The organism is Variovorax nivicola, from assembly GCF_051216475.1.
GTDB lineage: Bacteria > Pseudomonadota > Gammaproteobacteria > Burkholderiales > Burkholderiaceae_C > Variovorax.
The window spans coordinates 85,463-103,411 of the sequence record NZ_JBPJZK010000004.1 but is presented as its reverse complement, the minus strand read 5'-3'; the positions used below and the strand labels follow the sequence as shown (position 1 = coordinate 103,411).

Below are 17,949 nucleotides of genomic sequence, written 5' to 3'. Positions count from 1 at the left end.
GGAGGCCGAAGGCCGGAGGACATTCGCGGAGCAGAGCACGCCGTCGGCGTGAGCGCGCCCCTGAAGACGAACTTTCTCAGGCCGCAGCAACACCCTTGTTCGGATTCAACAAGAACTTCTCACCAGTAGCCTGCTTCCCATAAACGCCGATCGCATCGAGCTGCAGCGCCTCGACCAGCGACACCTCACGCGTGTAGTGGCTCGCAAACGTCGTCTTCAGTTCAGCGACAACACGCGCTTTCAAACGCTGCGTGCCGGCATCGCCGAGTTTCCCGAGAAACGGGAACAGCAGCCACCCGCCCATGCCCCACGCCATGCCGAAGTTGCGCACGAACTCGGTGGGAGCGCGGTCGAGGCCGCCGTAGATGTACACCTGCTTGTGCGTGGTCGAGCCGTAGCGGCTGTATTCCTTGGCGGTGCGGTTGATGGCCGCTTCCATGCAGCTGAGGATCTGTCCCGCGAGCTTGCCGCCGCCGGTGGCGTCGAAGGCCAGCGTGGCGCCGGTCTCGACCAGCGCCTGCGTCAGGTCTTCGAGGAAGGTGGGCGAGGTCGCGTTGCACACGTACTTCGCGCCCAGGCCGCGCAGCAGGTCTTCCTGCTCCTGCTTGCGCACGATGTTGACGAGGGCGATGCCGTCCTTCTGGCAGATCTTGTTGAGCATCTGGCCCAGGTTGGATGCAGCAGCCGTGTGCACCAGCGCCTTGTGGCCTTCCATGCGCATGGTCTCGACCATGCTGAGCGACGTGAGCGGGTTGACGAAACACGAGGCGCCTTCGGCCGGCTTGGTGCCGGCGGGCAGCTCCAGGCACTGGGCGGCGGCGAGGCAGCGGTACTGCGAGTACATCGCGCCGCCGATGGCAGCTACGGTCTTGCCGAGCAGGGCCTGCGCAGCCGGCGACGAACCGGCTTTCACCACCACGCCCGCGCCTTCGTTGCCGACCGGCATCGACTGGTCGAGCCGCGCCGCCATTGCAGGAAGCACACGTTCGGGCACGGTGGCAGTGACGACGGGGCGCTCGGCCGTGCCGGAGGCCTTGGCCGTGCTCATGTCGGCCGCGCCGAACAGCAGGCCCAGGTCCGACGGGTTCAGGGGCGACGCCTCGACGCGGATCACCACTTCGTGGGCCTGCGGTTCGGGAATCGGGTCGTCGTGCAGCGAGAGTTCGAGTTCGCCGCTGGCGCGAATGAGGGAGCGGATTTGCAGTGCCATGGAAGAGCCCTTTTCAGAAGGTTCGCGGGAGGTTCGCAGATGGCCTGTGGCCACGGGGCGGCCAGTATAGGAGCGGGGTACGAAAGGCGCTGGCGCCTTCAGGACACCATGGGCACCACCGGGGCATGGGCCAGCGCATGGCGCATCTTCACCGGGTCGAGCCGCTCGATATAACGCGGAATGTTGCGCCACAGCGTGTGATAGCCGTAGCCGCCGCGCAGCATCTCGTGGCGAGCGCTGTCCTTGTCCCAGTCCTGCACCGCCATGCGGTACACCGCCGCGACCACGCCGGTGCGGTCGGCGCCATGCATGCAGTGGATGAGCACCGGACCGTGCTTCTCGGCCTCGCGGATGGCGAGCAGCGCGCGCAGCACCTTGGCGTCGTCGATGGACCAGGTGTTGATCGGCACGCGCACCAGCCGGATGCCGCTGCCCGCGAACACCTTCCTGTCGTCGTTGAATGAGCGCAGGCTCACCACGGTGTGGATGCCCAGCGATTGCAGCGCCGCCATGTTGGCGCGCCGCGGCTGCGCGCTGCGGTACAGCGTGGGCGTGACGCGATGCAGGTTCTCGACCTGCAGTGCGTCCAGCGGATCGGCCCAGTGGCCGGGGCGCGGGTCGGCGATGCCCTCTTCTGCCGCTGCAGCAGCGGCCCTGTGCTTCTTGCTCGTCATTTCTTGCGCGGCCAGTGCCGCGTTGCCAGTATCAGTGCCGCCACCGCGAGACCGCCCCAGTAGTCGACCGGCGCACCCCACATCCAATGCTTGTGCCAGAACGCATCGACCGGGTTGAAGCGCGCCCAGCCGAAGGCCGGGTTGATGAGGAACCAGCTGAAGTCTTCGCAAACCCAGAACACGATGAGGCCTGCCCCCGCCAGCCCCACGTCGCGCCACGTCCAGCGTCCGTTGAAGGCCAGCGGCGAGAAGAACACCAGCGCCATGAAGGTGAACACCCAGGCGTGGTAGCCCGTCATCGCGCGGCCGCCCCAGAAGATATCGAGCCAGATGCTGTTCTCGATGCGCCAGGTCGGCAGCGACGTGGCCCAGCCCGCGCCGCCTTCGATCTGGATCTCGGCATTGGCAAAGAAGAAGGCCATGACGACCACCCAGGCGAGATAACCGAGCGTGCGGGCCACGCTCGTCTTTTCGACGGCGCCGCTCACGCCTTGGCACCCAGCACGTGTTGCAGCACCGCGCGCGCCGCCTGCGGCTTGCCCAGCGCCCGACTGCGCGCAGCCATGGTCGCGAGCTTGCCGGGGTCGGCCATCAGGCGCGCCACCTTGTAGTCGAGGCCGATGGCGTCATAGGCCAGCCAGGCGGCGCCTTCTTCCATCAGGAAGCCGGCGTTGTGTTCTTCCTGCCCGGGAATGGGCGAGATCAGCAGCATCGGCTTGCCCAGCGCCAGGCATTCCGAGACCGTGAGGCCGCCGGGCTTGGTCACCACGAGGTCGGACGCAGCCATCATCTTGTGCATTTCGTTGGTGAAGCCGATGGCCACCACGCGGCCCGGATAGCGCCTGGCCAGCGCTTCGAGCTTGCCGTGCGCCTCCACGTTGCGGCCCGCGACGGCGATCACCTGGAAGTTGCCTTCCTTTCCGTCATGCCCACCCAGGCCGAGCACCCGCTCGACCATGCTCGGCAGGTCACCGACGCCGGCACCGCCCGAGGCCATCAGCAGCACGGGGCGCGAAGGATCGAGGCCGAGTTCCGCCGCGCAGGCGTTGCGCGCGAGCGCCGGCACATCGGGTTCGGAAAACGCCGGCATCACCGGAATGCCGGTGACGTGAATGCGTTCCGCCGGAATGCCACGCGCCCGCAGGCGGAAGGCGACTTCTTCCGTTGCAGCAAGGTAGCCCGCCATGCCGGGCACCAGCCACATGTTGTGCAGGTCGTAATCGGTGATCTGCAGCCACACGGGATATTCGATGCGGCCGCGGTTGCGCTCGCGCATCAGCAGTTCGGCCGGCAGGAAGTGCGTGCAGACCACTGCATCGGGCTTCTCGCGGCGGATTTCGCGCACCAGCGCGCCGGTGCTCAACCGCTCGATGCCACGGCGCAGGCGTTGCGAGGGCGCGTGGTGCGGCGTGGTGTCGGTGCGCTGGTGCAGGTACGACCACAGCTCTGGTGCGCGGTTCACGAGCTGGATGTACCAGTCGGTGTAGACCTTGCGGAAGCCGCTGGCCACGTGGGCCATCGCGTCGATGTGAACCGCCGTGCAGGGCGGGACTAGGTTCTGGGCGGTGGCGGCAAGCGCCTGTGCTGCACGCACGTGGCCGTTGCCGGCGCTCACGCTGAGGATCAGGAGTTTGGTCATGGATTCGGCGGTCTGGGCGGATTATGGCTATGCCTTGTGGCACTGCTCTTTGGGGAGCCTGGGGCGCGCTCACGCCGACGGGGTGCCTTGCTCCGCGAATGTCCCCCGGCCTTCGGCCTCCTCCTTTATTTCGCTGCGCAAGACACCCCATCGACGTGATCGTCGGGCGCAGCGGCCGAACCACCGGCACGAGAGCAGCGCTGATGTGCGAATGGCACCGGGTACTCCCCGCAGCGAAATAAAGGAGGAGCCGAAGGCGGGGGACATTCGCGGAGGGGAGTACCCGGTGTCATTCGCACCCGCCCCGAAGAAGGACCGAAGCAGCCTCAGAGCGGCGCGCGCGAGGTGACGAACTGGTTCACCCCGATGGCAGCTCGCTCGCGTATTGCATCGAACGTGGTGCTCTCGACAATGCGCCCGTTCTCGAACACCGTCTGCAGCAGGTCGACCTGACCTGCCACAAGCGCTTCTTCACGCACGGTGTTCTCGACGCCATTCGCATCACGCACCAGCGCAAGCCGCCCCTTCTTCGAGGCCTTGCTCACATCGCCCACGGGCGACTTGTACACGTCGCGCCACTCGCCGTTCACCTGCATGGCCGAGCACTTCATCGCCCACTGCATGGTGTCGCGATTGACCTGTTGCAACAGCCCGCCACCCATGCCGAACGAGATGTTCTCCGTCGAAAAACCGTTGTGATAGAAGTTCGACAGGCACAGCCGCAGCGAGTCGAGGTTCACCCCGTCGCCCTGGATGATGCGCACGTTGTTCAGCACCCGAAAACCCTTTGCATTGGTCGTCGTGCCGAAGCGCTCGGCCAGTATCTGCGCCACCTTCAGCGTGGTCTCGGCCGGGTCGCCCGAGTCGGGCCGCACCACCAGCGTCGCGCCCGAGGCCACCACCTTCGCCTTCAACTCGTCGCCCCAGATGCGCGCGCAGGCATTGAAGATGTCGTAGCTGTCGCTCACCACCGCGAAGGTCGCGCCGGGCTTGCCGAACTGGTCGACCATGTTGCTGTAGGCGTCGGCTTCGTGCTCTCGGCCCCAGCCCGTGATGGTGCTGTGCTCGGCCGCGGGAATCGAGAAGCCCGCCACATCGCAGTCGTAATACCGGCGCGCGGCCACCAGCGCGGCCAGCGTGTCGGTGCCCATGAAGTTCACCAGGTGGGCCATGCCGCCGAGCGCGGCCGATTCGAGGCTCGACACACCACGTGCGCCGAAGTCGTGCAGCCTGAAGGCGATCTGCCCTTGCGGGTCGTCGCAAGTCGCTTCGAGATACCGCAACAGCGTGGTGCGCGCGGCGGCCGAGAGCGTGGCCACCGTGGTGGGGTACCAGATCGCGCGCAACAGTTCGGTCTCGAGAAAGCTCGTGACCCAGAAGAACTCGGGGTCGGTGTTCTCGATGGTCGCGAGCACGTTGTGCACCGGCAGCACGCTGCCTTCGGGCACCGCGCGGATGCGCACCGGCATCAGCCCGCCGTGCTTCTCGATCAGGCGCAGCCAGCCTTCGCGGTTGAAGGGCTCGCCATGCGCGGCCATGAGCAGGGCGGCTTCTTCCACGTCGTCGCGCGTTACCGGCGTCTGCAGATATTCACGCAGATAGGCCTGCAGGCCGAAGAACAACGAGTGGCTGAAGATGCCGCCGCGCGACTCGATGTAGCTGTACACCGTCTGCGTGCCGGATGGATATTGCATCCAGTGCGACACCTTGTAGGAGTCGGTGCGCAGCAGCAGGTTGTTGCCCAGGGGCGAGGAGGTGAGATTGCGGTTCATGTGAAAGCTCCTTTCACGTTGGCCCCGTCAACCGGGGCCGTTCTTGCTGACAAAGCCTGGTCGTTCAGTTCTTGCCCAGGCCACCCAAAAAATGATTCGCGATGAAGAAGTGGTCTTCGTAGATGCGGTCCTGCATGTCGAGGAACTCGGCAATCGGCACCCAGCGCACTTCGGCCGCGTCGTCGTCGGCACGCACGTCCGACAGGCCAGTCCACTGGTTGTGCGCCAGTTCGAAGAAGAAACCGTGCGTGATCGTGCGGCCGCGCTGCGAGCGGTCGGGCGCGTCGAACACGTGGCTGGCCTTCATGCTGCCGTTGAGCACGGGCACGGGCACCTTGAGGCGGGTTTCTTCCTTCAGCTCGCGGATGGCCGCGTCCTGCAGCCGCTCGTGCTGGCCGACGAAGCCCCCAGGCAGCGCCCAGGTGCCCTTGCCGGGATGGAACTTGCGCTGCACCAGCAGGATGTGGCCGGCCTCGACCACGATGGCGTCGACCGTGGTGTAGATCGGCGGAAAGTCGCTGCCCGCATAGCGGTACTTGTCGCGGTAGTCGACCAGGAAGGCGAGCTCTTCGCAGAGCTCCGCGTAGTCGGCCGTGGTGGTGAACTGTTCGAGAAACGCGGCGGTGCCGTCGGGCAGGTCGGCGCGCGCGAGCTGGCCGCGGTTCTCGGGGTCTAAGTAGAGGCTGCGAACGTCGGTAGCGTTGAGGCTTTCAACGCTGTTCTGGCCGACGAACTCCCAGTGCGGGAAGAGCTTGAGGTAGTAGCTCGATGAGTCCTTCAGGTGCCCCACCAGCGCCACCTTGGCCTTGGCGGGTGCATGGCCGTCCTGCACGATGAGCCGCTCGACCGCCGACTGGATCGACGCGATCCATATCTGATCGTTGTAGGGCGAGTCGCCCACGCCGACCACGCTCACGCGCATCTGCTCGGTGCCGCGCAGGCAGGCGCGCACCATGCGTTCGCGTTCGTCGAAGGTAAAGGGGTTCTTGACGCTGCGGGGCTTGCGGTCGGAGCCGACCACCACGATGACCCGATCGGCGGCGCGAAGGCCTTCTTCGATGAGTCGTTGATGTCCGAAATGAACGGGCTGAAAACGCCCGATGACGATGGCGTACTGGTACTTGCGTGTGCTCACTTGGGAATCCCCCAAAAAGGGCGCGATCAACTCGCGCTTGCGTTCAGGATAGCATCGGTGCCGCACATTGATCAAGCTTCCGATGACCGAGCCCTCTTCTCCCCCTACCGATGCCGTTCGCCTCAACAAGCGCATGGCCGAGCTCAAGATGTGCTCGCGCCGCGAGGCCGACGAATGGATCGCCAACGGCTGGGTGAAGGTCAACGGCAAGCCGGCCGAAATGGGCGTGAAGGTCACGCCGTCCGATCGCATCGAGATCGACAAGGCCGCCAAGGGCCAGCAGGCGAACCAGGTCACCATCCTCATCAACAAGCCCATCGGCTACGTGAGCGGGCAGGCCGAAGACGGCCACGAGCCGGCGGTCACGCTGTTCACGCCGCAGAACCGCTGGGCGGAAGACAACGCGCGCTTCTTCTTCAGCCCCCAGCAGCTGCGCGGCCTTGCGCCGTGCGGCCGGCTCGACATCGACTCCATCGGCTTGCTGGTGATGACGCAGGACGGTCGCATCGCGCGCCAGCTCATCGGCGAAGACTCCGTGATGGAGAAGGAATACCTGGTGCGCGTGGCGTACCACGGCCTGGGCCAGCCCGCGCCCACCGGCCAGCTGGTACGCATGGATGACGATGACCCCATCACGACCAACGTGCAGGCGGTCTTCCCTCCAGCCATGCTCGCCAGGCTGCGCCACGGCCTGAGCCTCGACGGCCAGCCGCTCAAGCCGGCGCGGGTCGAATGGCAGAACCCCGAGCAGCTGCGCTTTGTGCTCACCGAGGGCAAGAAGCGGCAGATTCGCCGCATGTGCGAGCTGGTCGGCCTGAAGGTGGTGGGCCTGAAGCGCGTGCGCATCGGCAAAGTGATGCTCGGCAATCTGCCGGTGGGCCAATGGCGCTACCTCGGGCCGCACGAGAAGTTCTGAGCCTGCGCGCGCTGAACCGCGCCACGCTGGCGCGGCAGATGCTGCTGGCGCGGCGCAAGCTGACGGCGACGCAAGCCGTCGAACGCCTGGCCGGCCTGCAGGCGCAGGCACCCAACCCGCCCTACATCGGCCTCTGGAGCCGACTCGAAGGCTTCCGGCGCGAACAGCTGACCGAAGCACTGCACAAGCGCCGCATCGTGCGCATGTCGACGATGCGCGCGACCCTGCACCTGATGACCGCGAGCGATGCGCTGGCGTGGCGTCCGCTGCTGGAGCCGGTGCATCAGCGCGGCCTGCTGGGCAATCACAAGAAGGCGCTCGACGGCATCGACCGTGCGGCGGTGGTAGCGGCTGGCCGCGTGCTGCTCGACGAACGGCCGCACACCAGCGCCGAACTCGGGCAGGCCCTCGGCCTGCGATGGAAGGGCCGCGAGACCGTCTCGCTGGCTGGCCTGATCCGCAACAACGTGCCGCTGGCGCATCTGCCGCCCGCCGGCACCTGGAACTCGCACCAGAGCGCGCTGCTGCAGCCCCTCAGCGATTGGCTGGGCGTTATCGATGCCGCCCCAGCCACGCAAGACGACCTGCTGCTTCGCTACCTCGCCGCCTTCGGCCCCGCCACGCTGGCCGACGCCGGCGCCTGGTCGGGCCTCACTGGCTGGAAGGCCGTGGCCGAGCGCCTGCGGCCGCAGTTGCGCGTGTTCACCGGCGAAGACGGCCAGGAGCTGTTCGACCTGCCCCGCGCGCCGCGCCCCGACCCCGACACGCCCGCACCGCCGCGCCTCGTGGCCGAGTGGGACAACCTGCTGCTCTCGCACGCCGACCGCAGCCGCGTGCTGAGCGAGGCGCACCGTGCCCGCGTGTTCACCGTCAACGGCATCGTGCGCGGCACGGTGCTGCTCGACGGGTTCGTGGCGGGCGTCTGGAAGATCGAGCGCGCGAAGAACGCCGCTACCGTGGTGCTGGAGCCGTTCACGCGCTGGTCGAGGGCCGACCGCACCGGTGTGGAGCAAGAAGCCCTCGACCTGCTGGCCTTCGCTTCGGACGGCGAGGGCGAACGCCATGCCGTGCGCCTGCCATGACCAGGCCATGACCCCGCGGTGTGCCCGCCGTCTAAGCGTGCCCTAAGTATTCGTTTCTACGCTGCGCCACGGCGCAGACACTTCCGATCATCCCGGTCGCGTGCTACCTTGCGGCCGAAGGAGTCGCCGCGATGCGCGTTCTACTGGTGGAAGACGATGAAATGATCGGGCGCAGCCTGAAGCAGGCGCTCGAGGGCGCGGGCTGGTCCGCGGACTGGGTGCGCGACGGCGAACTGGCGCAAAGCGCGCTGGGCGACGGCGGCTACACCTGCGTGCTGCTCGACCTCGGCCTGCCCAAGCAGGACGGCACCGAAGTGCTGCGCCGCGCCCGCGAACGCGGCGATGCCACTCCCGTGCTGGTACTCACCGCGCGCGACGGCCTCGACGACCGCATCCACAGCCTCGACCTCGGCGCAGACGACTACCTGCTCAAGCCTTTCGAATTCCGCGAGCTGCTCGCGCGCATGCGCGCCGTGGTGCGCCGCCGCGACGGCGCCGCGCATTCGCTGGTCGGCAGCGGCTCGTTGCAGCTCGATCTCACCACGCGTGAAGTGGTGGTCAACGGCGCGCGCGAGGCGCTCACCGCGCGCGAGTTCGCGCTGCTGCATGCGCTGCTGGAGCGGCCCGGCGCCATTCTTTCGCGCGAGCAGCTTGAAAATCGCATCTATGGCTGGGGCGAGGAAGTCACGAGCAATGCAATCGACGTGCTGATCCACGGCATGCGCCGCAAGCTCGGCGCCGACGCGATCCGCAACGTGCGCGGCCTGGGCTGGCGCGTCGCTGCATGACCGGAGTTCCGCGCAGCGGCGGCCGCTGGTGGCGGCCACGTTCGCTGCGCACGCAACTGCTGTTGTGGCTCATTACCCTGCACCTGGGCGCGGCCGTGCTCACGGCGTGGTTCTCCTTCGAGGCCTACGGCAACCTCGTGCACAACGCGCTGGACGACCAGATGCGCCTGGTGGCCGAGTCGTACGAAGGCAGCGATCCGCAGAAGCTGCCGCACCCCATGGACGGCGAGGCCGCCTTCTCGCGCGGGACTTTCATCGTGCAGATATGGAGTGCCGACGGCCACACGCTGCGCGCCACCTCGTGGCCCGTGCTGACGGTGCCCTTGCAACCCCAGCCCGGCTTCAGCGACGTGAACACGGGCGCGCATGCGGGCTCCGACTGGCGCGTGTTCACCGCCAAGCCCGGCCCGCGCGCCGACCAGCCGCGCGTGCAGGTGCTGCAGAACGAGGACTACCGCCGCCGCCGCGCCCTGCGCCGCGCAATGTTCGAAGGCCTGCCTATCGCGCTGCTGCTGCCGCTGGCACTGCTGATCCTGTGGGTCATCGTGTCGGCGGCTTCGCGCTCGCTGCGCGCGGTGGCGCGCGACGTTGCCTCGCAGGACGAGCGCAGCCCCACCGAGCTGTCGCTCGCACGCGTGCCCGACGAGATCGCGCCGCTGGTGGGCGCCTTCAACAACCTGCTGACGCGCGTGCGCAATGCCTTCGCCACGCAGCGGCGCTTCGTGCAGGACGCAGCCCACGAGCTGCGCACGCCGATGGCCGCCATTGGCCTGCAGATCGAGAACCTGCGCGCGCACGTGCCGGCAGGCGAGGCCACCGAGCGTTTCAACCAGCTCGAAGCCGGCGTCACGCGCGCGCAGCACCTGATCGAGCAGCTGCTGCATCTCTCGCGGCAGGATGCGCCGCAGAGCGTCGGCAATGCGCGCGAGCGCGTCGACATCGAAGTGCTGCTGCGCGAGAGCGTGAGCCAGCTGATGGTGCTGGCCGATGCGCGGCGCGTGGACATCGGCTTCGAAGGCAGCATCGCCGCGGTGGTTTTCGCGCCCGCGGCCGAACTACGCAGCGTGTTCGACAACCTGATCGACAACGCGCTGCGCTACGCGCCCGAAGGCGGCGTGGTCGATGTGAAACTGCACGAGGTCGAGGGCCACGCGGTGGTCGACGTGCTCGACAACGGCCCCGGCATTCCGCAGGCCGCCATCGGCCGCGTGTTCGATCGATTCTTCCGAGTGCCCGGCGCCGTGGCGGGCGGCAGCGGGCTGGGGCTGGCGATTGCGCGCACGGCGGCCGAGCGGCATGGCCTGCGCATCGAGCTGCGCAATCGCACCGGTGGGCCGGGGCTGATGGCGCGCGTGCATCTGCCCGTGCAGCCGGCTTAGCGGAGGCTGCCGGCACGCGAGGCACCTGCGGTCCAAAGCTTTAGAAAAAAACGCGCCGCTCACGCGTGCCTAACTCTTCCCTCACATTCACCTCAGTCTGCGTGCCTAGAGTGCACTCAGGTCCTGCCACGCGCAGTTCGCGCGATGGCACGTGACCGGGGACAACCTGCAATCAGGAGAACACGTCATGCGCACTTCCTTCAAGCTTCTCGCCGTCGGTTCCTTTGCTGCGCTGGCAGCCATGGGCGCCGTCACCGCATCGGCCGAAACCACCGATGGCTCGGACTTCCATCCGCTGCAGATGAACTCGGCCGAAAACCCGGATGTCCAGGCCGGCGCGATGGCCGCGGCCCGTCCGAGCGGTACTGAGCCAATGGGCCAGTCGACCAGCGCACCCGCGATGAGCTCGACGCTGCCGGTGGCCGACATCCAGGCCGGCGCCTATGGGGCGTCGCACCCGACCGGCACCGAGCCGATCGGGCAATCGACTTCACTGCCGATGGTGAAGTCGGGCAGCGGCAGCTGAGGCTGAAGCTGCGCTGCCGGTGACGACGATCAATCAGTCGTCGTTGCCGTTGCTGAGCAGGGCGCGGTAGATCACCGCGCCGATGATGGCGCCCGCAATGGGTGCCGCCCAGAACAGCCACAGTTCCGACACCGCATAGGACGGCCCGAACAGGGCCGGGCCCGTGCTGCGCGCCGGGTTGACCGAGGTGTTGGTCACAGGGATCGAGATCAGGTGAATCAGCGTGAGGCACAGGCCGATCGCAAGACCTGCGAAGCCGCCGGCCGCGCGCTTGGCGGTGGAGCCGAGGATCACGATCAGGAACACGGCCGTCATCACCACTTCGCACAGCAATGCGGCCGTCATGCCGTACTTGCCGGGTGAGTGCTCGCCGTAGCCGTTGGTAGCGAAGCCGCCGATGTCAGCGCCCGGCTTGCCCGTGGCGATGAGGTACAGCACGCCGGCTGCCGCGATGGCGCCGAGCACCTGCGCCACGATGTAGCCCGCGAGCTGCGAGGCCTTGAAGCGGCCCGCGGCGGCAAGGCCGATCGACACGGCAGGGTTGAAGTGCCCGCCCGAGATCGGGCCCAGTGCATAGGCGCCCGTCACCACTGTGAGACCGAAGGCCAGCGAGACCCCGAGCAGGCCGATGCCGACACCCGGAAAGGCCGCTGCCAGAACTGCGCTTCCGCAGCCTCCGAGCGTGAGCCAGAAAGTACCAATGAACTCGGCTGACCACTTTTTGTAGGTACTGTGTTCCATAACGCTCCATCCTGAAGTTGAGAAAGCGCGCAATGCACGAGGCTGTGCGCGGGCGGATTCTAGGAACGCCAGCGGGGGGCGTCGAGCGTGTAATTCGTACTAACGGAACCTGTTCACGGATGGCGCGGCTTTTGTGCAGTGCCGCAACTGCGTTGCGTCTTCGTTCAGAGCGTCACGACGATCTTTCCGAACGCACCGCGTTCGAGATGATCGAGCGCGGCGGGCAGCGTGTCGAAACCGTACTGCGCGGCAATCACAGGCTTGAGCGCATTCGCATCGACGGCGCGCACCAGGTCTTCAAGCGCGCGACGGTGGCCCACGCCGATGCCCTGCACCGTCACGCGGCCCAGCACCATCGCGTAGAACGACGCGCTCAGCGTCTCGCCGCCGAGCATGCCGATGATCGACACGCGCCCGCCCTGCTTCACGGCCTGCAGCGAGCGGTCGAGGTTGGGGCCGCTCGCGAGTTCGAGCACGTGGTCGGCACCGCGGCCTTGCGTGAGCCGGCGCACTTCGGCGGGCCAGTCGCTGTCGCGCGCCAGCACGTGCGTGGCGCCGAGTGCCAGCGCCTGCGCGCGCTTGTCTTCGCTGCCCGTGACTACGATGGCCTGCGCGCCGTGCAGCCGCGCGATCTGCAAACCGAAAAGCGCGACGCCGCCTGTGCCGTGGATCAGCACTGTCTCGCCCGCGCGCAACGCGCCGGTCTCGGCGAGCGCGAACCATGCGGTGAGGCCCGCGCACGGCAGCGTGCTGGCTTCGGCCAGGCTCAGCGTCGTGGGCGCGGCCACGGCCCAGGCGGCGTCGAGCAGCACATGCGAGGCGAGCATACCGGGGCCGGGTCCGCCAAGGAGCGTGGCCTCCGCGTGCCAGTGGCTGTCGATCCAGCCGCCCCAGAAGGTGTTGGCGACCCGGTCGCCGATGGCGAAGCGCGTCACGCCGGGGCCGACGGCCGCCACGGTGCCCGCCATGTCGGAGCCGGGCGTGAAGGGCAGGCCGAGCGTCATGCCCATGCCGTCGCGAATCATCAGCAGGTCGCGGTAGTTGAGCGACACAGCGCCGACCTTCACGAGGATCTGGTTCGTGTCCGGCACGGGCAGCGGTGCTTCGGCCTGTTCGAGGTGGGCGCGGCCGAGCTTGGGGAGTTGCCAGCGGCGCAGCGTTCGAGGTTCTTGCATGAAAAAAGACTCCGGGGAAGACAAGGACCTTTCATGCTATTGACGATGCCAGATACCCGGTGGCGGATAATTTTCCTTTCACTGGTGCTTGAAAGTCTCCAATGGGTCAACGTCTGCAAGGCATCGAGGAATTCGTCGCGGCGGTCGAGGCGGGCAGCTTCGCGCTGGCCGCGCAGCGCCTGCATGTCACGCGCTCGGCCGTCGCCAAGAGCATCGCGCGGCTCGAAGCGCGCCTGAACACGCGGCTCTTCCTGCGCACCACGCGCAGCCAGAGCCTCACCGAGGAAGGCCACGGCTACTACGAGCGCTGCCGCCGCGTGCTGGCCGAGCTCGAGGCGGCCGAAGCCGTGACCAATGCCGCGCGCAGCACCGCCTCGGGCCTCGTGCGCCTGAGCATGCCGGCAATGCTGGGCCGGTTGAAGGTCGGGCCGCTGATGCTGGCGCTGGCGCGCCGCCATCCGCAACTGTCGCTCGAACTCTCGTTCAACGACCGGCGCGTGGATCTCGTGGAAGAGGGGCTCGACCTGGCCATCCGCAGCGGCGAACTCGCCGACAGCGCGGAGCTGGCCGCCCGGCCGGTCGGCATGCAGTGGATGGCGCTGTGCGCCTCGCCCGCCTACCTGGCCGAGCACGGGCATCCCGCGAGCATCGACGACCTGAAGGAGCCGCACGAGGCCGTGCTCTATGCGCGCGACGGCCAGATCTCGTCCTGGCGCTTCAACGACGCCGAGGGCCGTCTTGCGGAAGTGACGCTGCCTTCAAGGCTGCGCTGCGACAGCGCCGAGGTGCTGCTCGAAGCCGCCATCGGCGGCATGGGCCTCGCGCGCCTGCCGGCCTGGCTCGCGGCTGATGCGCTCGCGGCCGGCACGCTGGTGCGCGTGTTCGACGAGCCGCGGCCCTTCGGCTTCGCGCTGCACGTGATCCGCCCGCGCAGCCGCTACCTGCCGCTGAAGACACGGGTGGTGATCGACTGGCTGGCAGAGCACCTGCCGCCGCTGCTGGCCGCGCGCTGAAGCGGCGAGCCTACGAACAGGCTTTGTTGTGCGAGGCGTGCATGCCCTTGGCCTTCGCATCGGCCTCGCTCAGATACTCGCCCTTCTTGGTCTTGCCGTAGTAGCGGTCGCCCATGCAGTGATAGACCTTGGTCTCGTCGTTCGCCCACACCTTGCCTGCGCCGCCACCGGGTGCGGCCGCCATCTTCGTGAGGTCGGGCGAGCCCGGCGTCCTGGTGGCCGTGCCGGTGCTCGGTGCCACGCCTGTCTTGTCGACCTTCGCCGACTGGGTCTCGACCGCGGGTGCGGGCGCAGCCGCTGCGGCCGGCGCGGTTGCTGCGGCACCAGCGGCAGCCGGCGCGGCCTTGCCGAACCAGGTCTTGATGCCCTTGTGACCACGGCAGGCGCCCGACTTGGTGTCTGGCGATGCATAGCTGTCGTCCTTGCATTGCACGGTGGTGCCGGCCGGTGCATCGGCCGGCACCTGCGCCTGCGCGCCGAGTGCGGCGAGGCCGAGGAAGGCGGCGACCCACAGCACACGGGGTTTCTTGTTGTTCATGCAAAGCTCCTTGAGGGGTGAAGGAAAAGATCCACCGCGGAGCTTTGGCGAGCGATCCCAGCGCCAGCTGACTTGTCGCCAATCAGGGCGAACTGGCCGTGAAGGTGACCTGCCCGGTGTAGGTGCCGGCGGGGCGGTTGGCCAGGTTGGCATACGAGAAGGTCCAGGTCGCGGTGCGCTGGGTGACGAGGTTGGCGAAGCTGGTGCCAACGACATTGACCGTGGTGCCCGTGCCCGAATTGGGAATCGGCGGCGCGGGCAGGTTGCTGTCGCTGCTCGCAATCGTGATCTCCGACAGCGGGATCGCGTTCGCCCCGCTCACGAGCGGCGCGGTTGCGGCTGCCCGCAGCGTGACCTGCCCCGCGTTGCTGCGCACCTCGATCGGCAGCGCGTTGCCGCTCGGCGTGACGCTGAAGGTCGGCGCCGCGCCGCTCCAGTTCACGGAGGTGTTGTTGCCCGCGACCGGCGTGGTGGGCCCGCCCGGGATCGACGGCGTCAGCACGAAGCTCACCGTGCTCGTGGTGCCGCCCGGCGTGGGCCACGCGCCGTCGCCGATGCGGAAGAAGATGAACTTGTCGATGGCGATCGTGAAGTCGAGGTTCACCAACCCGGTGGTCAGCGGCACCGAGGCGCTGGGGCCGACGGTGCTCGACGCGGCGTGCACGTTCGCTGCGGGCGCCATGCCGGCCGCCGTGGCGAGCAGGCCCGCGAAGGTGCCCGCGAGAGTGATGCCAGCGCAGTGCCGTGTCACTTGAGCTCCATGTCCACCTTGAAGCTGCCCTTGTCCCAGTCCAGCGTGCCGCTGGCCTTGACCGGGTAGGCGGGCTGCGGCGCGGGCTGACCGTTCTCGCCCTTGGGCACGAGCACCAGCGTGCGCGTCTGGCCCGGCAAGATGGGCGTACCCTCGGGCACCAGCTCGAAAGCGCGGCCCTTGCTGTCGGTGGCGTCCAGGCTGCCTTCGAGCCGGCCGTGCGCGTCGCCCGTGTTGCTCACGGTCACCAGCGTGCGGCGTGCGCCGTCGGTTTCTCCGCTGGCGATCTGCTTGATCTCCAGCTTGGGCTCGGCGCCGTTGAGCATGACGTACACCGCCACCGCGATGCGGCCCGTGACCGGCAGGCTCAGGCTGGCGCCGCCGCTGCGGATGACGGTCTGCTGCGCCGGCTCCGTGCCCTCGATGGCGATCATGAAGCGGCACTCGCCGCGCGGCGCGTCGGCCGGCGGATCGACCTGGAAGCGGAACGCCTTCTTGCTGCGCGCCGGCACCGACACGCTGCGCCGCTCCAGCACCACCCATTGCCTGCAGCTGCCGGGCAGAAGTTCGTCGTGGTAGCTGATGTTGCCTTCGGCCGAATAGCTCCAGTCGATGGTGCGCATCGTCACCTCGGTGGCGGTCGGCGCCAGGTTGTGGATGTCGAGCGACTGCCCGAGGCGCGCACCGGCCTTGCCCGAGAGTTCGAAGCGCGAGGGGGTTACGGCCAGCTCGAAGGGCGCGGCCATTGCAGCGCCGGCCGCCGCCAGCAGCAGGAGGACGAGAGAAGAGGAAGAGAAGAAAACATTCATGGCAGGGTTTCGATTTCGAAGAACGACTCGAAGCTCAGCGCCGAGCCCGAAGGCATGCGCAGCTCGCGGGGATCGATGCGCAGCGTCAGGTCGAAGGTCTCGTTCATCCACGGCGCCTGGATCACGCCGTTCCACACCTGCACCCGGTCGCCGGGGCGGCCGCTGCCACTTGCGAAGGCGCCGTTGCCGCGCCACTGCACCTGCATTCCGGCCGGCGAGCGCAGGCCCGCGACCATCGACGGAATCACGTAGAAGATGCGCGCGCGCCGGCCCACATGAGGCGCCATGGCCAGCCGGTACTCGATGCGCCCGAGGGGCACCACCACCATGTTGCCGTCCATCCGCTGGGCGTTGCTGAAATCGCTGCGCACCTGCGCGCGCGGGGAGGCCGAATCGTCGAGCCGGGCGACCGCCGCCCACGCGGGGGCGAGCGCTGCACCGCAGAGCAGCAGTGCAGCGGCTGGCCATCGGTGAAAGCGCAGGGAGGTCATTCCATCGAGGCCGTGAAGCGCACGGTGCCCTTGTAGTTGCCGCCCGGGTACACCACGTCGTTGTCGTAGGAGAACTGCAGCCGCGTGGCAGTCACGTTGCGCGACAGGTAGGTCCAGGTGCCGATGCCCAGGACGCAGGGCAAGCCGAGCGGGCCGACGCAGAAGGTGGCGTTCGCGTCGTAGCTCGCGATCGACTGGTTGGCGGCGGCGGTGAAGCGGCCACCCTGGATGTCGCCCGAGGCGGCGTTGCTGTTGTTCGTGGCCACCCAGGTGATCTTGCTGAAGGGAATGGTCGTGGTGCCGCAGCCGCCCGACTGGCAGGTCAGGGCAATGGAGGAATCGACGCGCAGCGTCACCGGCCGCGCTACGGTGGTGTTGGCTACGGGGCGCACTGGCATCACCCAGACGTCGATGGTCGGCGTGCCGATCACTGCCGTGGGGGTCAGCCCGGCGTTGGCGCCGGTCACGCTGAAGGCCACCGTGTCGACGGTCGCGCCGGCCGTGCCCACGCGCAGGGTCAGCAAGTAGCTGGCGCCCGTGTCGGTCACCGTGGTGATGACGGCGTGCGCGGGCGGGGCGAGGCTCGCCGCCGACGCCATGAGCGCCGCGGCGGCGACCGCCTCGCATCGCCGGGTGTGCAGCCCGGAGCGCGCCATCAGATCCCCTGGGCCGTGTACGTGATGGTGTTCGTGTAGGTGTTCGCAACCCAGCCAGCGGGCGTGCCGCCCAGCGTGTAGGCCCAGGTGCCCGTGGCGACCGCGTTCGAGGGGAACGAGGTCGAGGCGCAGGCGCCGAGGTTGGCGCCCGGGTGCGGCAGCGTGCCCGTTGCGGTGACGGTGAAGTCCGCGTTCGCTGGGCCGCCCGTGAGGGGCGCCCAGGCGCCCATGGCGCAGTTGATGGTGCCGGCGCCGGCGTTGGTCCAGGCGTACACGGTGAGCGTGCTCGCGGCGGACGTGGCCGTGACAGTAGGTGCCGCGCCGTTCCAGTCCACGTTGGTGTTGTTGCCCGTGACCGGCGTGGTGGGCACGCCCGGAATGCTGAGGGCTGAAGTCCAGGTCACCGTGTCGACCGTGGTGTTGGTCGAGCCGACGCGCAGCAGGATCAGCTTGGGCACCGTCACGCTCAGGTTCACCTTGGCCTGCGCCGTGATCGTGCCCGTGCCGGAGCCGTACTGGCTCTCGGCCATGGCGGGTCCTCCGGCAAGGGCGAGGCCTGTGAGTGAAATGGCCAGCACGAGGCGGGCAATGGATGTTCGGGTCATGAAGTCTCCTTGGGGTTGTGTATGCGAGGAAAAAAAGAAATCGAAAGGT

General features: G+C 68.0%; 20 protein-coding genes. 6 read left to right on the top strand and 14 right to left on the bottom strand.

Annotated features, from left to right (window positions below; all coding sequences use genetic code 11):
• Positions 1 to 76: 76 nt before the first annotated feature.
• The 6 genes from ACSFBF_RS17185 to ACSFBF_RS17160 all read right to left on the bottom strand — a co-directional run bounded on the left by ACSFBF_RS17185 (position 77) and on the right by ACSFBF_RS17160 (position 6,430).
• Positions 77 to 1,210, bottom strand: a complete 1,134-nt coding sequence (locus tag ACSFBF_RS17185; RefSeq protein ID WP_435468993.1) for a zinc-binding dehydrogenase — start codon at positions 1,208 to 1,210, stop codon at positions 77 to 79.
• A 98-nt stretch (positions 1,211 to 1,308) separates the two neighbouring features.
• Positions 1,309 to 1,884, bottom strand: coding sequence for a dual specificity protein phosphatase family protein (locus tag ACSFBF_RS17180; protein WP_435468991.1), 576 nt, complete (start codon positions 1,882 to 1,884; stop codon positions 1,309 to 1,311).
• Positions 1,881 to 2,372 (bottom strand): hypothetical protein, encoded by a 492-nt coding sequence (locus tag ACSFBF_RS17175; protein WP_435468989.1) that lies wholly within the window; start codon positions 2,370 to 2,372, stop codon positions 1,881 to 1,883. Before ACSFBF_RS17175 ends, ACSFBF_RS17180 begins: the two co-directional genes overlap by 4 nt.
• On the bottom strand, positions 2,369 to 3,523 hold the full coding sequence (locus ACSFBF_RS17170; protein WP_435468987.1) for an MGDG synthase family glycosyltransferase: 1,155 nt from the start codon (positions 3,521 to 3,523) through the stop codon (positions 2,369 to 2,371). The genes ACSFBF_RS17175 and ACSFBF_RS17170 overlap by 4 nt, the downstream gene beginning before the upstream one ends.
• A gap of 326 nt (positions 3,524 to 3,849) precedes the next feature.
• Positions 3,850 to 5,295, bottom strand: a complete 1,446-nt coding sequence (locus ACSFBF_RS17165) for a nicotinate phosphoribosyltransferase (protein WP_435468985.1) — start codon at positions 5,293 to 5,295, stop codon at positions 3,850 to 3,852.
• Positions 5,296 to 5,359: 64 nt separating this feature from the next.
• Positions 5,360 to 6,430: a bifunctional nicotinamide-nucleotide adenylyltransferase/Nudix hydroxylase gene (locus ACSFBF_RS17160; protein WP_435468983.1), complete on the bottom strand. Its 1,071-nt coding sequence runs from the start codon at positions 6,428 to 6,430 to the stop codon at positions 5,360 to 5,362.
• Positions 6,431 to 6,512: 82 nt separating this feature from the next.
• Here ACSFBF_RS17160 and ACSFBF_RS17155 point away from each other — a divergent pair, with 82 nt between their 5' ends.
• The 5 genes from ACSFBF_RS17155 to ACSFBF_RS17135 all read left to right on the top strand — a co-directional run bounded on the left by ACSFBF_RS17155 (position 6,513) and on the right by ACSFBF_RS17135 (position 11,121).
• Positions 6,513 to 7,346, top strand: coding sequence for a pseudouridine synthase (locus ACSFBF_RS17155; protein ID WP_093080928.1), 834 nt, complete (start codon positions 6,513 to 6,515; stop codon positions 7,344 to 7,346).
• Complete coding sequence (locus ACSFBF_RS17150; RefSeq protein ID WP_435468981.1) at positions 7,313 to 8,428, top strand: winged helix DNA-binding domain-containing protein; 1,116 nt, start codon at positions 7,313 to 7,315, stop codon at positions 8,426 to 8,428. Before ACSFBF_RS17155 ends, ACSFBF_RS17150 begins: the two co-directional genes overlap by 34 nt.
• Before the next feature lie 131 nt (positions 8,429 to 8,559).
• Positions 8,560 to 9,216, top strand: coding sequence for a response regulator (locus ACSFBF_RS17145; protein ID WP_258352440.1), 657 nt, complete (start codon positions 8,560 to 8,562; stop codon positions 9,214 to 9,216).
• Positions 9,213 to 10,595: a sensor histidine kinase gene (locus ACSFBF_RS17140; protein WP_435468979.1), complete on the top strand. Its 1,383-nt coding sequence runs from the start codon at positions 9,213 to 9,215 to the stop codon at positions 10,593 to 10,595. Before ACSFBF_RS17145 ends, ACSFBF_RS17140 begins: the two co-directional genes overlap by 4 nt.
• A gap of 187 nt (positions 10,596 to 10,782) precedes the next feature.
• Positions 10,783 to 11,121: a hypothetical protein gene (locus ACSFBF_RS17135; RefSeq protein WP_435468977.1), complete on the top strand. Its 339-nt coding sequence runs from the start codon at positions 10,783 to 10,785 to the stop codon at positions 11,119 to 11,121.
• Positions 11,122 to 11,154: 33 nt separating this feature from the next.
• Here the strand turns inward: ACSFBF_RS17135 and aqpZ are convergent, their stop codons facing one another.
• Positions 11,155 to 11,862, bottom strand: coding sequence for an aquaporin Z (aqpZ, locus tag ACSFBF_RS17130; protein ID WP_093058653.1), 708 nt, complete (start codon positions 11,860 to 11,862; stop codon positions 11,155 to 11,157).
• 164 nt (positions 11,863 to 12,026) lie between these two features.
• A complete protein-coding gene (locus ACSFBF_RS17125; protein ID WP_435468975.1) occupies positions 12,027 to 13,037 on the bottom strand; it encodes a zinc-dependent alcohol dehydrogenase family protein in 1,011 nt (336 codons plus the stop codon).
• A 101-nt stretch (positions 13,038 to 13,138) separates the two neighbouring features.
• Between ACSFBF_RS17125 and ACSFBF_RS17120 the strand changes: the two genes are divergently transcribed.
• Positions 13,139 to 14,050, top strand: coding sequence for a LysR family transcriptional regulator (locus tag ACSFBF_RS17120; RefSeq protein WP_435468973.1), 912 nt, complete (start codon positions 13,139 to 13,141; stop codon positions 14,048 to 14,050).
• A 10-nt stretch (positions 14,051 to 14,060) separates the two neighbouring features.
• Here ACSFBF_RS17120 and ACSFBF_RS17115 read toward each other — a convergent pair whose 3' ends face one another.
• From ACSFBF_RS17115 to ACSFBF_RS17090, 6 genes are all read right to left on the bottom strand, one after another.
• Positions 14,061 to 14,588, bottom strand: coding sequence for a DUF3761 domain-containing protein (locus ACSFBF_RS17115; protein WP_435468971.1), 528 nt, complete (start codon positions 14,586 to 14,588; stop codon positions 14,061 to 14,063).
• Positions 14,589 to 14,670: 82 nt separating this feature from the next.
• Positions 14,671 to 15,339: a hypothetical protein gene (locus tag ACSFBF_RS17110; protein ID WP_435468969.1), complete on the bottom strand. Its 669-nt coding sequence runs from the start codon at positions 15,337 to 15,339 to the stop codon at positions 14,671 to 14,673.
• The gene (locus ACSFBF_RS17105) at positions 15,336 to 16,148 is read right to left on the bottom strand and encodes a COG1470 family protein (RefSeq protein ID WP_435468967.1); all 813 of its coding nucleotides are present in this window, start codon (positions 16,146 to 16,148) and stop codon (positions 15,336 to 15,338) included. The genes ACSFBF_RS17110 and ACSFBF_RS17105 overlap by 4 nt, the downstream gene beginning before the upstream one ends.
• Positions 16,145 to 16,639 carry a hypothetical protein gene (locus ACSFBF_RS17100; RefSeq protein ID WP_435468965.1) on the bottom strand — a complete coding sequence of 165 codons (495 nt, stop codon included), beginning with the start codon at positions 16,637 to 16,639 and terminating at the stop codon, positions 16,145 to 16,147. Before ACSFBF_RS17100 ends, ACSFBF_RS17105 begins: the two co-directional genes overlap by 4 nt.
• Positions 16,636 to 17,295 carry a hypothetical protein gene (locus ACSFBF_RS17095; RefSeq protein WP_435468963.1) on the bottom strand — a complete coding sequence of 220 codons (660 nt, stop codon included), beginning with the start codon at positions 17,293 to 17,295 and terminating at the stop codon, positions 16,636 to 16,638. Before ACSFBF_RS17095 ends, ACSFBF_RS17100 begins: the two co-directional genes overlap by 4 nt.
• Entirely contained in the window at positions 17,295 to 17,900 is a 606-nt protein-coding gene (locus tag ACSFBF_RS17090) for a hypothetical protein (protein ID WP_435468962.1), read from the bottom strand. Before ACSFBF_RS17090 ends, ACSFBF_RS17095 begins: the two co-directional genes overlap by 1 nt.
• Positions 17,901 to 17,949: the final 49 nt, after the last annotated feature.

Excerpts from the sequence above, each read along its gene's own strand:
- ACSFBF_RS17150 (WP_435468981.1), top strand. The coding sequence starts at position 7,313 with ATGGCGCTACCTCGGGCCGCACGAGAAGTTCTGAGCCTGCGCGCGCTG.
- ACSFBF_RS17090 (WP_435468962.1), bottom strand. The coding sequence starts at position 17,900 with ATGACCCGAACATCCATTGCCCGCCTCGTGCTGGCCATTTCACTCACA.
- ACSFBF_RS17100 (WP_435468965.1), bottom strand. The coding sequence starts at position 16,639 with ATGACCTCCCTGCGCTTTCACCGATGGCCAGCCGCTGCACTGCTGCTC.
- ACSFBF_RS17135 (WP_435468977.1), top strand. The coding sequence starts at position 10,783 with ATGCGCACTTCCTTCAAGCTTCTCGCCGTCGGTTCCTTTGCTGCGCTG.
- aqpZ (WP_093058653.1), bottom strand. The coding sequence starts at position 11,862 with ATGGAACACAGTACCTACAAAAAGTGGTCAGCCGAGTTCATTGGTACT.
- ACSFBF_RS17165 (WP_435468985.1), bottom strand. The coding sequence starts at position 5,295 with ATGAACCGCAATCTCACCTCCTCGCCCCTGGGCAACAACCTGCTGCTG.
- ACSFBF_RS17145 (WP_258352440.1), top strand. The coding sequence starts at position 8,560 with ATGCGCGTTCTACTGGTGGAAGACGATGAAATGATCGGGCGCAGCCTG.
- ACSFBF_RS17120 (WP_435468973.1), top strand. The coding sequence starts at position 13,139 with ATGGGTCAACGTCTGCAAGGCATCGAGGAATTCGTCGCGGCGGTCGAG.
- ACSFBF_RS17105 (WP_435468967.1), bottom strand. The coding sequence starts at position 16,148 with ATGAATGTTTTCTTCTCTTCCTCTTCTCTCGTCCTCCTGCTGCTGGCG.
- ACSFBF_RS17180 (WP_435468991.1), bottom strand. The coding sequence starts at position 1,884 with ATGACGAGCAAGAAGCACAGGGCCGCTGCTGCAGCGGCAGAAGAGGGC.
- ACSFBF_RS17115 (WP_435468971.1), bottom strand. The coding sequence starts at position 14,588 with ATGAACAACAAGAAACCCCGTGTGCTGTGGGTCGCCGCCTTCCTCGGC.
- ACSFBF_RS17095 (WP_435468963.1), bottom strand. The coding sequence starts at position 17,295 with ATGGCGCGCTCCGGGCTGCACACCCGGCGATGCGAGGCGGTCGCCGCC.
- ACSFBF_RS17155 (WP_093080928.1), top strand. The coding sequence starts at position 6,513 with ATGACCGAGCCCTCTTCTCCCCCTACCGATGCCGTTCGCCTCAACAAG.
- ACSFBF_RS17170 (WP_435468987.1), bottom strand. The coding sequence starts at position 3,523 with ATGACCAAACTCCTGATCCTCAGCGTGAGCGCCGGCAACGGCCACGTG.
- ACSFBF_RS17140 (WP_435468979.1), top strand. The coding sequence starts at position 9,213 with ATGACCGGAGTTCCGCGCAGCGGCGGCCGCTGGTGGCGGCCACGTTCG.
- ACSFBF_RS17185 (WP_435468993.1), bottom strand. The coding sequence starts at position 1,210 with ATGGCACTGCAAATCCGCTCCCTCATTCGCGCCAGCGGCGAACTCGAA.
- ACSFBF_RS17125 (WP_435468975.1), bottom strand. The coding sequence starts at position 13,037 with ATGCAAGAACCTCGAACGCTGCGCCGCTGGCAACTCCCCAAGCTCGGC.